The 15,110-nt window shown below is 41.0% G+C and carries 11 protein-coding genes; all 11 read right to left on the bottom strand.

The window, feature by feature from the left end; translation table 11 throughout:
* Positions 1–175 precede the first annotated feature (175 nt).
* Entirely contained in the window at positions 176–1,801 is a 1,626-nt protein-coding gene (locus R6242_RS16035) for a hypothetical protein (RefSeq protein WP_318428648.1), read from the bottom strand.
* A 207-nt stretch (positions 1,802–2,008) separates the two neighbouring features.
* Entirely contained in the window at positions 2,009–3,673 is a 1,665-nt protein-coding gene (locus R6242_RS16040) for a hypothetical protein (protein ID WP_318428651.1), read from the bottom strand.
* Positions 3,674–3,933: 260 nt separating this feature from the next.
* The gene (locus tag R6242_RS16045) at positions 3,934–5,664 is read right to left on the bottom strand and encodes a hypothetical protein (RefSeq protein ID WP_318428653.1); all 1,731 of its coding nucleotides are present in this window, start codon (positions 5,662–5,664) and stop codon (positions 3,934–3,936) included.
* 100 nt (positions 5,665–5,764) lie between these two features.
* Positions 5,765–6,322, bottom strand: a complete 558-nt coding sequence (locus tag R6242_RS16050; protein ID WP_318428655.1) for a type 4 pilus major pilin — start codon at positions 6,320–6,322, stop codon at positions 5,765–5,767.
* A gap of 58 nt (positions 6,323–6,380) precedes the next feature.
* Positions 6,381–7,436 (bottom strand): type II secretion system F family protein, encoded by a 1,056-nt coding sequence (locus tag R6242_RS16055; RefSeq protein ID WP_318428657.1) that lies wholly within the window; start codon positions 7,434–7,436, stop codon positions 6,381–6,383.
* A complete protein-coding gene (locus R6242_RS16060; RefSeq protein ID WP_318428659.1) occupies positions 7,433–9,325 on the bottom strand; it encodes a GspE/PulE family protein in 1,893 nt (630 codons plus the stop codon). Before R6242_RS16060 ends, R6242_RS16055 begins: the two co-directional genes overlap by 4 nt.
* A 14-nt stretch (positions 9,326–9,339) precedes the next feature.
* A complete protein-coding gene (locus tag R6242_RS16065; protein WP_318428661.1) occupies positions 9,340–10,005 on the bottom strand; it encodes a hypothetical protein in 666 nt (221 codons plus the stop codon).
* Complete coding sequence (locus tag R6242_RS16070; protein ID WP_318428665.1) at positions 10,005–11,471, bottom strand: hypothetical protein; 1,467 nt, start codon at positions 11,469–11,471, stop codon at positions 10,005–10,007. Before R6242_RS16070 ends, R6242_RS16065 begins: the two co-directional genes overlap by 1 nt.
* Before the next feature lie 10 nt (positions 11,472–11,481).
* The gene (locus tag R6242_RS16075) at positions 11,482–13,170 is read right to left on the bottom strand and encodes a hypothetical protein (RefSeq protein ID WP_318428667.1); all 1,689 of its coding nucleotides are present in this window, start codon (positions 13,168–13,170) and stop codon (positions 11,482–11,484) included.
* Between the two features lie 20 nt (positions 13,171–13,190).
* Entirely contained in the window at positions 13,191–14,132 is a 942-nt protein-coding gene (locus R6242_RS16080; RefSeq protein WP_318428669.1) for a toxin co-regulated pilus biosynthesis Q family protein, read from the bottom strand.
* A gap of 465 nt (positions 14,133–14,597) precedes the next feature.
* Positions 14,598–15,110 (bottom strand): hypothetical protein, encoded by a 513-nt coding sequence (locus R6242_RS16085; RefSeq protein WP_318428671.1) that lies wholly within the window; start codon positions 15,108–15,110, stop codon positions 14,598–14,600.

Raw genomic sequence — 15,110 nt, forward strand, 5'->3', positions numbered from 1 at the left:
CGGAACTGGAGCTGGCAAGATGAAGTGCAATTGAACCCGGATCGGGTCATTGAGCCAAAAAAAAGCGAGGAATTACAGGCAGCTTAAATCGTAAAAATATCTCAACTACTTTGACAATTACCGAAACGAGCCCTAAAGATTAGGGCTCGTTTTTTTTAACTAACTAATTAACTAATTACTTGTAGCCATAGCATGTGTATTTGATATCTGATTTGTATGCCACTCCACCCATAAAAGGCCCAAAGAATTTATTTTCATTTGTATCAAGATATATATTCCATTTATAGTGCAATTGCCCATTAATCAACTTACTTTCACCAACTGGACCAGTTGATGGACCACCATGCAAAATACTTCCATCGCCTTCGAACTTTATTTCACATTTAGTGAAGTAACCTCCAGTAAATATACCACCTGGATCATCAAATAAACCAACAACATTGCAAGGTGGAGTTCCATTATTATTGACACAAGATTCTCGACCTCCATTAAATACAAAATTTGTAAATTTCCCTCCGAGAGGATCGCCTACAACTGGAATAACCCCCTCACTAATCATCCGTTGTATTGGTGGTGGTGGCGGTGGATTCGGCTTTTCAATGTGGCAAGGGCTCTCTCCATTGTATTCTCTGATATTCACACACTTGACCTGAAATGCTTCATCTGATGTTTTTGCATGATTTGCAACATCAGCCCAGCCTGCTTGATCTGATCGCGTTGATGTATTGGAATGCCCGGCATTGTTTGCATATTGAATATTGCTCAAGCCTCCCCCATTCCCATTAAAGGTTCCTCCTGAATTAACATTGCCCGCGACTTGCACTTGGCCAGCTGCATTCACATTCTGCAAATTTGCTGTGCCCCTAACCCGAACGTCCCCACCAAATGAAGAACTGCCATTAACGATCTGATCACCTGTGATCATGACATTACCATTCGTTGTGTGCGTCCCATTGACGGTGTGCTGGCCATTGCCCACCGCGTTTCTATAAGCCATATCATGCAAAGTAGTTGATCCACTGATATTTAAAGCACCAGAGCCTGCGCCATTCCTAAAACTCAGATCTTGTGCTGAAATATCTTTTGTATACGTTGGCCCGTTTATGGTCGTTGGTCCATTAATTGTGGTCGTTCCGTTGATGACTTGATTCCCATTAATGGCAGATGATCCGTCTGTCCGTACAAAAGTCCCCCAGCCAGAGGCGTTGTAGCCAATGCGCACCGCAACCATTCCCAGCCTATTGGCTGTATTGGGCGTACTCCACGATCCGTCTGGGCCTTGAAAGACGCCTGCATTTGTCGTTGTTGCTGCAAAATCACCCCCCCCTTTTTTTACCAATGAAGCTGCTCCGATCAGATCCGGTTTCCCATTCGGGCTTAATAAAGAAGTGCTCCCTCGAATAATGGCTTGGAGATCGCAGGCTGGCATGACGCAGCCTGCTGGAGCACGTGCAATTTCAATAACGAAATTTCCACCGAACTTCCCAGAATCAGGAAAATCAGGTCGCAAAAATTTTGTATTGCGCAATTCAGCTATAGTCGGTGAAAGAGGATTTGCAAAACCAGGCAATGGTTGATAATTAATTAATTCATTCTGCTTCTTTGATAAATAGGTGCTGTCAACTGTTTTAGCCAATTCAATTAATTGATTTTGGTAAACGCTTAATGCCTGATTTTGTGCTTCTTCACTAATCCAATTCATCGCCATACCCATCAATAGGCCCGCTATTAATAGCGCCCCCATTGACTCAAGTAAACCAAACCCATTACTGCGATTAAAACGGGAATTTACAGCATTCAATTCTTATCTCCATGCTATTATCATAATTAAAAACGATACATTACCATAATGTTACATTAATGCCGGAGAGGTCTTGGTGCATTTATAGGAAGATCGATCTGTTTTGAGATAAATTGCATACAAATATTTAAATGACATTTAACTTCGAGCCAAACCATTAACAAAAAAAGCCCTTATAGGGCTTTTTTAATATGAGAATCATCAATTTCACGAATACCCGTAACAGGTATATTTTATATCTGATTTATAAGCTGGAGGTCCGGGGTAAGCTCCCACCCTGTTAGGATCGACCGCATTAAATTTATGTTCATTGGTATCAAGATAGATATTCCATTTATAGTGCAATTGACCATTAATTAATTTACTTTCGCCTGTTGGTCCCGTATAGGGACCTCCATGCAGAATGCTCCCATCCCCTTCAAACTTCATTTCACATTTTGTAAAATATCCACCTGAAAAAACTCCACCGGGATCTTTAAATAAACCTACTACATTGCACGGGCCTACTTTGTTAAAGTTGACGCATGTTTGTCCACCACCATTAAACAACCAATTAATTTTACTGTAGCTTTTTGTTCCTATTGGGCCAGTGCAATTCTTGTAACTACAATTAAGAAATTTAAATGTATCCGCAATAGGGTCTCCTACAACTGGAATAACCCCTTCGCTGGTAACACGCAGGATAGGTATTGGTGGTGGTGGATTCGGCTTTTCAATGTGGCAAGGACTCTCCCCATTGTATTCTCGGATATTCACACACTTGACCTGAAATGCTTCATCTGATGTTTTTGAGTGATTTGCAACATCCGCCCAGCCCGCCTGATCTGATCGCGTTGATGTATTGGAATGCCCGGCATTGTTTGCATATTGAATATTATTCAAACCTCCTCCATTCCCATTAAAGGTCCCCCCTGAATTTACATTGCCCGTTACTTGGATCTGGCCAGCGGCATCCACATTCTGCAAATTTGCTGTGCCCCCAACCCGAATGTCCCCGCCAAATGATGAACTGCCATTAACGATCTGATCACCTGTGATCATGACGTTACCATTTGTTGTGAGCGTTCCATTGACGGTGTGCTGGCCATTACCAACTGCATTTCGATAAGTCATATCCTGCAATGTGGTTGACCCACTGATATTTAAAGCCCCAGTACCTGCGGCATTCCTAAAACTGAGATCCTGTGCAGAGATATCTTTTGTATAAGTTGGCCCGTTTATGGTCGTTGGTCCATTAATAGTGGTCGTGCCGTTTAATACTTGATTGCCATTAATGGCAGATGTTCCGTCAGTCCGTACAAAAGCCCCCCAGCCAGAGGCGTTGTAGCCAATGCGCACTGCCACCATGGCCAGCCTATTTACGGGATTAGGCACACTCCAAGCACCATCTGGGCCCTGAAAGATTCCGGCATTTGTCGTCGTGGCCGCAAAATTCCCTCCCCCTTTTTTAACCAGGGTTGCCGCTCCGATGAGATCCGGTTTTCCGTCTGAGCTTAATAAAGAGGTGCTTCCTCGAATAATGGCTTGGAGATCACAGGCTGGCATGACGCAGCCAGCTGGAGTACGTACAATTTCAATAACGAAACTTCCACCGAACTTCCCAGAATCTGGAAAATCAGGCCGCAAAATTTTTGCATTGCGTAATTCAGCGATAGTGGGTGCAAGCGGATTTGCAAAGCCAGGTAATGGCTGATAGTTAATTAATTCGCTCTGTTTTTTTGACAAATATGAATTATCAATTACTTTGGAAAGTTCTTTTAATTGATTCTGATATACATTCAAAGCGTGGATTTTAGACTGCTCGCTCATCCAATTCATTGCCATTGCCATTAATAGCCCCGCTATTAATAACGCCCCCATAGATTCAAGCAAACCAAATCCTTTGCAATGAAAGGGATAATTTTTTGTTTTTATAAGCAGCAAACGGTTTATGCACATAACATATACTTAGTCAAAAAATATTAAAGTAATGTTACAGTATTCCAAGCAAACACATCCAAAACAATCGAAATTTTTGTTAAATATAATAAATATTTACTGTTTATTTCTCATAGAGCGAAAATGAGTGCCATGTAAATAACCAAAAAAAAGCCGACAGACATCGGCTTTTTTAATTAAGTAATTTCTGTATGCTAATAGTAGGTGTTGTAACCTAAACAAGTATAGCTAACATCAACATTTCCGAAGTTATTGTAATATGCAAGGTAATGGTCCCATATATAGGTATTCACGCTGATTGAAATTTTCCACTGGTAATGCATGTAACCATTAATCATTTTACCCGGTCCAATTTTATCAACTGAAAGTGAGTTTATAAAAGAGTTTGGATTGTTTGAAAGTGAAATAGAACATTTAGTAAAATAACCTCCAGCTAAATCATAGCCTGGATCAGGAATAGAGGATAAAGGACTTAAATCTAATACCCCACGAGCATCCATACTACATACTGGAGTTTCACCAGGATCATTTGTCGCCCCACAGTTTCTATCAAAAACAGTAGTAGCAATTTGATGAGTAGCCTTTGCGGCTATAGATTGCTGCACTGCGGCTTGTGGAGGAGGATTGTCTGAAGACATCGAACGGCAAGGAGATCCAGAAGTTACATTGCTAATGTTTTGGCACTTAACACTCAATGCTTCATTAGCAAAATTTGCAGTACCTGCAACAGTAGCATTTGCAGCATTCGTTGCATTGGTTGCATTGGTTGCCCAGCCTGCACCATCTGCCCAACCGGCTTTGGCTGCATATTGAATATTATTTAAACCACCACCATTCCCGTAAAATGCCCCCCCGGAACTAACATTACCCCCTGCTTGAACTTGCCCAGCTACATTCACGTTTTGTAAATTAGAAGCGCCCCATACCGTACTTTGTCCGCCAATGGTGGAGTTTCCACTGATAAAAGCATGAGCTCGCGCAAGGAAGTCACCAAACACTGTATGGGAGCCTCCAACAGTATTGCTCCCATTAACCGTATGATTACCTGACCCAGTTGCATTTTTGTAAAGCATGTCTTGCAAAGTAGTTGACCCTGCGACATTTACATTGCCCGATGCAGTTCCATTCCTGAACGTTAAATCTTGAGCAGTAAGATCCTTTGCTACTGTATTTCCGTTGAGTTGTGTTGTGCCCGATACCGCTATGTTGCCGTTAATTGTTTGTGTTCCATTAATAATCGCTGTGCCATTGATGACCTGGTTGCCATTAATAGCAGATGTACCATCAGTCCGTACAAAAGCCCCCCAGCCAGAAGCGTTGTAGCCAATGCGCACTGCTACCATGGCCAGCCGATTTACGGGATTGGGTGAGGACCAGGAAGCATCAGGACCCTGAAAAATTCCAGCATTTGTTGTAGTGGCAGCAAAATCACCCCCCCCTTTTTGCACTAATGAGGCGGCACCTATAGTGTCAGGCCTGCCCTCAGCGTTCAAAATTGGACTACTGCCACGTATGATTGCCTGAAGGTCACATGTCGGCATGACACAACCTGCCGGGGCACGCGCAATTTCAATGACGAAATTCCCGCCAAACTTACCTGCATCAGGAAAATCAGATCTAATTAGTTTTGCATTTCTTAATTCAGCAATAGTTGGTGCCAAAGGATTTGCAAATCCAGGTATGGGTTGATAATTGATTAGTTCACTATACTTTTTGGAAAAATATGTACTGTCAATTGTTTTTGCCAATTCTTTTAATTGATTCTGATATACATTTAATGCTTGGGTTTTTGCTTGTTCACTCATCCATGATATAGCCATTCCCATCAATAGACCCGCAATAAGCAGAGCTCCCATAGATGTAAGCAGACCAAACCCATGCTGATCATGTTGAATATGGTGTGATTTTTTGTGCGAAATTATCACATAACCTCCTTATATACATAAAAAATCCCACTTAATTCAAAATATATGGTGCATCTATTGATGCACAATATTGGGATAAGTGATTGCTTAATCAGTTAGATTAGCCTTTTAAGAAGCTAAAAATGATAGTGTTATTGTTTTGGTTTGTGCATGCAGCAGCCAGCGCACCTTCATTCGCTGCATTGTCAGTAGTGTTTTTAATAGTCGCAGCATTCACAACAACAGTTAGGAACCCAGAGGCTAATTTTTTAGCAACAGCATTACATTGTTGCTGGTTGTAATGATTCGAAGTAATGGAAATTGCATCATTAGCATTGGTAATTGTAGCTGGCGCAAATACAAAGGTGCCACCCAAATTGTTATTAATCACCGCACCATCAATTTTATCTGCAGGAACGGCGCGATTTGAAATAGCCCACGCAGTCGATACGCCGGATGTATTTGGGCTATTAGAAGTAAATGACATGATTTTGGTTTTAGCAAAATTGGCCATATCTACATCTTTTTCCACTTTTGCATCATCCAACATGGATGAAATGGTTGGAGAGACTGCGGCCACTGCTACTGCACCAATGACAAGCGCTCCAATAACTTCGAGCAAACCAAAACCAGCTTGGTTCTTGAATTTTTTAAATGTTAACGATGGATTTTTTTTCATCTGCAAATTCCCTTAAGGTTAAAATAAAAAACAACTTTCACTACACTTTAAAAAAACACTAACGTATTAAAACATCACGCATAACTAATGCCATTGATGCCATATCAAATCCTAACCAGGCAATTAATCCAATAGCGGAAAGCATGATCAAATTTCCAACCAACCCCATTGCACGCTCAACAGATCTCGCCATTCGGTCGAAACTTTGAGTCCCTGTATTTTTTAATAGGTCATTTTCCCTGTTGTTTTTTTGATACCTCGCTAAACGGGAAATAAAATCAGAAGCAAATAAACCAGTATCTAAAGATTGACTAATTTTTACTCCGTTTTCTAAGCTTGATTCAAACCGATCCAGGTGATAATCAAGGTACGGGTTTGAAAACTTCTTGATTGCCGAGATTGCCTCCGAAGCAGTTTCGTTATTGCGAATTAATGCGGAAATAACAATTAATAAATAAGCAGCTTGAAACTGCTTATAAATAATGTAATGAGGTAAGAATTTATCCGCAATATCTCTGCTTGGGCCATGCCAATTTTTTAAAGACCATATGGATAAAGAAATAAATGATACTAATGCAATAAAAATCAGCCATGAATAATGTGCAACAACATTCCATAGGTAGTATGAAAAAATAAAGCTTTTCCCCATGTTTTCGACCTGAACTCCAGCTAGGGTGAAATTAGGGATGACCATAATTCCGAATAGCGCTGAAAATGCCAGAGCCATCAAAAACATATATGCTGGATGGAATGTTTGTGCAACAAAAATGCTAACCAATTTATCCTTGGCCTTGTTGATCTCCAAGGCCGATTTTAATCCTTCAGCAGTATTGTTGTTCTTTTCACCCGTCTCAATAAGCAATTGATTTGCAGGCGAAAAGTATCCAGCAATAGAAAGGGATAAAGGAACCCCTGCATCTAAAAGTGAATGAATTTTCCCAAAAATCATCTTCATAGGTTTAGAGAAGGTCCCTTTTGACCCATCCCTGCACGCTTCTAAATAATCAGTAAGTTTATTGTTTTCTGCTAATTCTTCAATTGCATCTGTAAGAAAATCTTCCTTTTTTTGCGAAGTAAAAAAAATTGGATTAAGAGCTAATTTATCAAAATTCAATTAATCAACTCCTCTTCTTTGTTATGTATTCTGTTTTTATGAACAATCTTCTTCTCATCTACAGGTGTTGATGAAGTAGGAAGTGGCGAGCTATTAGATTTCTTATTTCTTAAATAAAATTCATGTGGTTCAATATTTGCTTCAATTTCACGTGGATCAATTTCGCCTATAGACATTTTGTATACCGCTATTTCATAGGCTGATTTACCTATGCTCGCAGGCTCCCATAATGGCCCTGCCATTGATTCAACATAACGAATTGCTTCAATTTTCTTTTTGGAATTAATTAATTCAAGTAGCTCATAATTCGGCACAAGAATAGAAGCGCATACAGTTCTATCGTAATTCCCTTTTTTACAGCAGTGACATCCTTCTTCATTCCTAATACGGATATTCGAAATATGGCCGCTTAAAAGCGTATTCAAGGTTGCTTTATACTTGAGGCTAATCGTTCCATCATCAACCGCACGTTCTAAAGGAACTGAACATAGTGGGCACAATTTTTTGAGTAATTGCTGGTAAATCACGCCTAATAAAAAATTAGGTGTAGTTAAAGTATCTAAGTCAATGCCAATTTTTTGTCCTGATAGACGATTAAAAGCGCCTAAAGGATTATCAATGTGAAGAGAAGATAGCGTTAAGTGTCCACTTTCAACGAGTTGTTCAAACGCACTTCCGGTATCTTTCCCTCGAATTTCGGAAATCATAGTAATGTTTGGGTCTGAACGGAGAATTCCCTCCACAATTTCTGTAAGTGCCTGATCCTTGGTTTGCATACTATTTGTTTCAGGGTTCATTTTTGGTGTGACTTGTGACTGAGTGGTCCCATAAATTTTGCATTCAACAGGGTCTTCTGCCGTAATAATTTTCGTATTACCATCCACCAAATGGTTAATGCAGGTATACATAGATGTAGTCTTACCTGAACCAGTTGGCCCACCCCAAACAACCCCCCCAGAGTTCTTGCGTAAAATCAGCTCTATCAATTCGGATTGATCTTCAAGGAAACCCAATTTAATCAAATCATCAAAGAGTGTTTTTCCTTTATGAATTTTCCCGCCGGATTGCCAAAGTAAACGCAGTGTTACATCAAAACCATCACTAGCAGGCAAGGATTGGAAGCGCAAATTAATATGTTCATTTTTCTTTTCTCCATTTTGCCCTTCTAATTCCACTTCAACAGGAATGCCCGTCTTCTGAATCGAATTTTCTGAAAAGATTGAGCCCTGATTTGCACCAGTAGCACTTTGTTCCCAGGCCGACTTAATAATTGACAAACACGTAGGGTAGTCAACCTGATAATTACTTCGTACTAAATCACCATCAATCCGAAAAACAATTTGAACGCCCTCTCCTATCCTGGCTTTTTTTCGAGCAAAAAAATGGATGTCTGATGCATTTAAAGTCGCACCTAATTTTACAATTTCCTTTAAAGCTACAAAATTTGGAGCAACCTTTCCGTCTTTTTCTTTTTCTCCTAATTCTTTTTGTGAAATCTGATTCATTAGCAGAGGGATTAGGAATCCTTCTGCAATAAATGTAGTGACATCTAATTTACTTTCTCGCCTGATTGCCATAATTAGTGCGGAACAATGGCCTTTTTTTTCGGCCATGACCGATTTATCAAAGACAACAACAGCTGAGTCAGAAGTTCGCCAATAGACAACTTCATTAGGCAAAAAGTCAACAATATTTGAGTTCTTTGAGGTTAATTCGACAGGGTCAAAGTTTGATGCAAATGCCCCCATTTCCCCAATTGAGTGAACTTCGACGCCACCTGCCAGTTTTTTATTAGTCCCTGAATTTTTCGAGTCAGCACTAGTTACCTGTTGATCGGAGGTCAATAGTTTTTTTTTATTAGAAAAGATAGAAAAAATTTTGGATAACATAAGTCTGACTACCTTTACTTAGGAATTCGCGGCAAAGCAGGAAAAGGTAAATTTGGCAAATTAGGGAAACTTGATGTCCCAGCTGTTTTGTCAGTTGTTGCCAATTCTTTGGGTATTGATGGCATTGCCATCACCCTTCTTAAAGTCATAGTTTTGTATTTAGCAGGAAAACTTTGAACAATTGTTTTACATTTATGTTTCTTTGAGCATTCTTTTTTTGTTCGAAATTTTTCGTCACTAATCTTTTTAGTAATCACAACTGACTTTTCACTGATTTCCTTTGTGATCCAGCCATTCTCAATCTCTTCGCCTTCTTTAACTGAGAATAAGGAACGATCAGCGTTTGATATTTCAGCCGTCAATGCTGTGCCCAGCCCATATACACCTTCAAGCTTGAAGCTAGTTTCATTTTCAGTTTGTACTGGTGCTGATGACAACGATTTTGGCAATTGAATTGCTGCAGGTGAAGCTGGTACTAAAGAACCGTGGGAGCCAGACTCAGCAGGCGTATTTAGTTTTGTTATTTCTGCTTGTGCTTTTGCCGCTTCAAGTTCTAATTGCTTTGAAATGGCATTTAAACGAGCATTTTTTACATCCTCTACTGTCATAGTAGAAACATTAGTGGCCTGTGATGAAAAGGCCGAAATTGAAAGCAAAATGCTTAATAGAATTTTTTTCACTATTTTGTCGCTCCAGGTGCACTATTTGTCATTGGCTTGGTCTCGCTGATCTTTTTGATTTGATGAGAAACTTCAAACCAATAACTAATAAACGTCATTTGAGGGGGTGAGCTCAATGCAATTTTCAGAGAATCGATATAACTGCCCATAGGCATTTCTTTGAATATATCGATGTATGCGGCATCACAAGTTGTTGATACCTGAACCCATTTAATGTCCATATCGTAAAGCGGCTTTTGAGCTGGACCCGAGTTTTGGCCCGCTGCACTGGGTGCAGCTCCCGGTGCAGCGCCTGCTCCCGGCACTGCATGTCCGGTTGATGCATTCATTGCATCACTTGCAATGAGAGCAGGAATAGCAGAAGGAGCGGACATATCCACCTGGCAATTTAAATCATCCAGCTTCTGCAAGAATGGAATCATTTTTGACTTGATTTCCCCTTGTGCCCATAAATTGGCTAACTCGGCTGGAGTCATATGACTTAACTGACTGCCTTTGATGTTGATATCAAACAGCATGTTGTAATCTTTTATTTGATACAACTCTTTAGTAGCCGGTATTTGCTGCTCCGGTTTATCAGCAGAAAATTGATCCCTTTTGTATTGAAGTTCGCACATTCCGTTGCTTTTCGCGCATGCAATACTCAGCAACTTCCACCCTTTATTATTTACGGATAGGTTTTTGATCATTCCTTGTAAATGATCAATAAAAATTGGCGTGATAATTCTATTTTCACTATTAAACCAATCAATAAAAGTATTTGTTTTCACTTCATCAAGCTTAGGCAACTTCGCAATTCTGTCGGCTTCCATGGCCGCTGCTTGCTCAAGTGCTAAACGAGCTCGTTCCTTTTCCAGTTCTTTATTGTGCATATAAACAATGGCTGAAATTACGCCAATTGATGCGAAAATTGAAATAATGGTGAGTGATACCCATTTTGGCACGCCAGTTTTATTGATGGCATGCGCTTTTGTTGGAGGGAAGTCACTCCATAGCTTATCGAGATCATCTGGAATGATCCCATTACTAAGCATGGCGAGCTTATCCATAAGCTCGCCCTCACCAAACAACTCAGGATTTTCTATTTGGGCAAGCAAAAGCTCAATTTTTTTTGGTAGCTCAGAGAGTTGCACGATTTGATCGCAACCACTAAATGGGCTCCCAGCATGAATGGCTCCGATCCAAACTTTCTCACTACCAATCGCTTTCAATGCAATTGCATTGCCTGATTTGGCTACGTGGCATAACCAAATGATCGCAGAAATAAATGGTGGCTTCCCGCCCGGCAACGTAGTGCTAGTAAACCCATAAGCACCAGAATCTGGACTTATTACGTCATAAGTTGCTTTGAATGTACGTCTATATTGTTTTACCTTGGCATTATTTTCTTTTGGATTGGACCCGAGTTCGATCCAATCCAAGCAAAAACAAATACTTTTATTGTTTATTTTAATGACGCGAGACATGATCAGTCCCTTACGCTGACAATTGATAAAGCGGAGAGGACGAGAATTTATTTATATTAAATATTTTCTCTGGGGATACTGCAGCATCGTGGTCAACAAGTATTGGAGTTATTAAAATAAGAATATTTTCTGATTTTGCTTTCTTGATATAAGAGCCACCAATTGAAATACTGCTTTCATTATTAATACTCAGATTATCAAGAGACATCAGCACAGCAGTTTCGCCCATATTGAGTTTGAGCGTTTGGCTTGACGAACGACGAGGCACTGTAGGCGACTTAATTGTGCCATTAGGTGTGACGGTACTTTCAAGATTATCTAATGTTGAAATATCCATCGTATATTGCAGAAGCAATTTATTGTTGTCCAGGATACGTGGCAGTAACTGCATGAAAATACCAGTTGTGACGTCTTTTTGTTCAGTTGTTACCTGGGTAGAACTTTGACCTTGAGACGCGCCAAAAGAATTCACGTATGACTGGGTCGTGGCCATTGTAATAGGCACTGGAGAGTTATTAATTGTCATAGCGTTTAATGTGTTTTTAATTTCAACATTAGCAACAGCTTTTAACGCATTGATCATGACTGAACTACCTGCCCACTGGCTAACACTGCCAAGGTCAGTTGCGGCACCAGGGGCTTTGGATGGGGATAAAATGGACTGTCCAATTTTACCCACAGCATCAGAAACTAACGAAGCAGGTGATTTGAGAGAATACTGTTTATTGCCCTCTGTAAATGCCGCATTAAGTGCTACACCCAGCTCAATACCATCTTTCGCAGTGATTGAAAGTAAATCAATGCGGAAAAAAACAGTACGGCTCATGCGACGATTCTGGTCAGCCAGCAGCTCAGAGACTTGTTTGATTGTCTGAGGTGTGTCGGTCAGCGTGATGGTCCCAATCGACTCATTGGCAGATATTTTTCCACCTGGAGTCATATACGCTCTAATTTCATTTATGAGCGACGGCCAGATTTCCAGTTTTGCACTTTGCTTCTGGCTCACATTAATAATGGAAGAAGAACTTGAGCCGGTTCCGCCTTCTGAGGCTTTGGCTTTGACTTCCCCTGATGAATTAAAGTCAGTCGTCACTTCCTTAATGCCAGCTAATGCATGGATTTCAAAAGTTTTCGTTGCATAACGATAGAGTCTTAGCTTTGAATCACGATATTCCCAAGCGATACCCAAACGAGTGGTACAAAGATCTAAGAACTGAGCCAAAGAGCCTTTGTAATTCAAAACGATATTTTTTTCTAAATCACTGGGCGAACCATTTGACCGAGGGGCGCTCGCCTCTTTTTTTTCAGAACTCGTTTCAGATTGGCGCTGATAAACGTCCGGCATGATTTCGACAGGAATGCCAGTAATTGCCGTGATGCGTTCTGTTACGGTAGTAAGGCTTACTCGCCCCTCAGCACTAGAAAGCGTGATCGGAAATTCCAGAGGCTTCGCAAATGCAGGTGGAAGGATTTTATCGCGTGAAACGGGAATAGACGATGAGCCCAAGTACGCTGTATTGATGGTTGAAACGCGCACAGGCGTTTTATCACCCTTTTCAATTTTTTTCAGGGCCGATTCTGCGAGTTCAGCGACGGCATGGTTTGCTTTTTGGTGCTTTTCAACATCAATTGTTGAACAAGCGCTTAGCATGGCACCGAGCGAAATGATGATTGCAGATTTTTTAAACATTGGGTTCATTACATTTCCTGTCTGGCGAATTAGTTAGCTGCACTTGTAACTCGGACAACGTTGTTGCCCGAATATAAGCGGACTCTAATTGGATCATTCTGTGAAATAGCGCCAATTAACTGATCTATTGCGCTTTTGAAATCGCCGCAGAAACGCGCATTTGCTGATACAGGAAAATCACGTGAGTGCTCCCACAACAGTGTCCAGTGAGCTTGATTTGCCCAAATGGCCAACGTATTCATGATGGTTCCTTGGTCAGGAGAGACTACCCACTCGCAAGAAGACGCTGTGCCTTCCACGGCAACAGCGCCTGGCACGGACGAGCTGCCAGAGCCGCTTTGGCGGGATACCCCAGTAGCTACCGGACGGATGCCGTCAGCAGCGGCTAAAGGGGCGTTGCTAAGCGCATTAGTAGAAGCGCTAGAACTTTTTTCTGAAGATCCAGGCGTTTGGACTGCAGCGGGAACTTCTGGCGCTTCTAAAATGGATTTGGCGGTTTTTTCATTTGCGCAATATTGAGAAAGAATCTGGTTCGCCAATTTCTCTCGGACCGCTTTTTGGCCTTGCTTGCTTTTACCAATGGCGGCAACGCGAAGTTTCTGAGCCGTCTCATTGCTCAAGCTGCCCGCATTGGCCAATCGATCAATCATCGCCAGTTCGTTGTTTAAAGCTTGCTCATCAACCTGACTGGGCTCAGTAGTTGTCGACTTTGGATTTCCAAACCAGCTGCTTGTTTTTGATGATTCAGGAGTGCTCTTGCTCATCTGAGGAGCAGGCGTTTGAGCAGTATTATTTGCAACAATTTGCTTTCCGCCCTCTTCTTCTTTAATCCCATTAATCAGTTCATGAGGAGAAAGGGCCCAAATGTTTTGGCATGAAAAAACAAGTGCGGCGGTAATTAAACGTAATGGGAAACTCGGTAAAGTCATGGGTGATGCCTCAAAGAAGAAGACCGTTGCATTTTTGATCAATCCGTATTTATTAACGCCCTCTCTTCTATTGACGAGACCTGGCGGTAGCTCATCCAGTTATGAGCATGTCAAACAGTATTTTTAACTCTGCTTTTCGCATGCTTGATAAATATCATCCGACATCTTCCAAGTCAAAGACATTTCTTTCGGCAAATTTGAAACGAGGAGTTTTTTGCATTTTGTTACGGTGAGGTTAATACTTTTAGTTGTTTTTGCTTAAAAAAATGATGTTTTCTTAATTTGTCAAATGCAATTGCATTAAATTTTGCGAGAACAAGGGCTTTTTGCCATCCAATTGCAAATTCAGTATTAGGGCATAAATTTACACGCAGAGATTCGACCCAAATAACAAGTATTCGAATGATTGTCAAAGACATTTAACATTTGAAATATGAGATTAGGTTTTTTTTGCAATGAATTTAAGCGCCAATACCACCAACTAAATTGACGGTCAAATGCATTTATCTAGTTTTCTGCGGATTCAGTGTTTTTTTGCATTTTCTTTCCCAGAGTTAAATAGTAATTAACCTCATCATAGTGGCGATGAAGTTTTCTAAAATACTCTTTGGCCAACAAGGTTTGTTCTGAGGAGCGTTTGGGGGACCAATAGGCGGCAAAGGCCTGCCACGTAAAGCCGAACCTTTTAATGTTGGATTTGATTGTCTGTGCTGCCTGAACAGCTGCGGTGAAAGGGTGCGCCAACCTTTGCAGATTTTCAGGGCTCGAGCCGCCATTGAATCGGGTATTGTGTTGAAACAACCCAATATCAACACCAGTAGCAGCGGGCCGCACCAATGTCATTTTAAACATGCTGTTCTCATTCAGCATGTACGCACCGAGTATGGCCGGATCAATTCCCTCTTGTTGTGCTGCCGCGCAAACGTAGTACGAAATATTGTCTCTCTGCGACACTTCTAGTGAGGGTGCCCGAGCCTGGATAAGCAGCATCAAACCCATCATGCATGAAGTCAAATCCAT

The organism is Iodobacter sp. CM08 (assembly GCF_033446605.1).
In the GTDB taxonomy this organism is placed as follows: domain Bacteria; phylum Pseudomonadota; class Gammaproteobacteria; order Burkholderiales; family Chitinibacteraceae; genus Iodobacter.

What these genes read in the sequence shown, in the direction of transcription:
- R6242_RS16085 (WP_318428671.1), bottom strand. Translation starts at nt 15,110, where the DNA reads ATGGATTTGACTTCATGCATGATGGGTTTGATGCTGCTTATCCAGGCT.
- R6242_RS16060 (WP_318428659.1), bottom strand. Translation starts at nt 9,325, where the DNA reads ATGTTATCCAAAATTTTTTCTATCTTTTCTAATAAAAAAAAACTATTG.
- R6242_RS16070 (WP_318428665.1), bottom strand. Translation starts at nt 11,471, where the DNA reads ATGTCTCGCGTCATTAAAATAAACAATAAAAGTATTTGTTTTTGCTTG.
- R6242_RS16075 (WP_318428667.1), bottom strand. Translation starts at nt 13,170, where the DNA reads ATGAACCCAATGTTTAAAAAATCTGCAATCATCATTTCGCTCGGTGCC.
- R6242_RS16050 (WP_318428655.1), bottom strand. Translation starts at nt 6,322, where the DNA reads ATGAAAAAAAATCCATCGTTAACATTTAAAAAATTCAAGAACCAAGCT.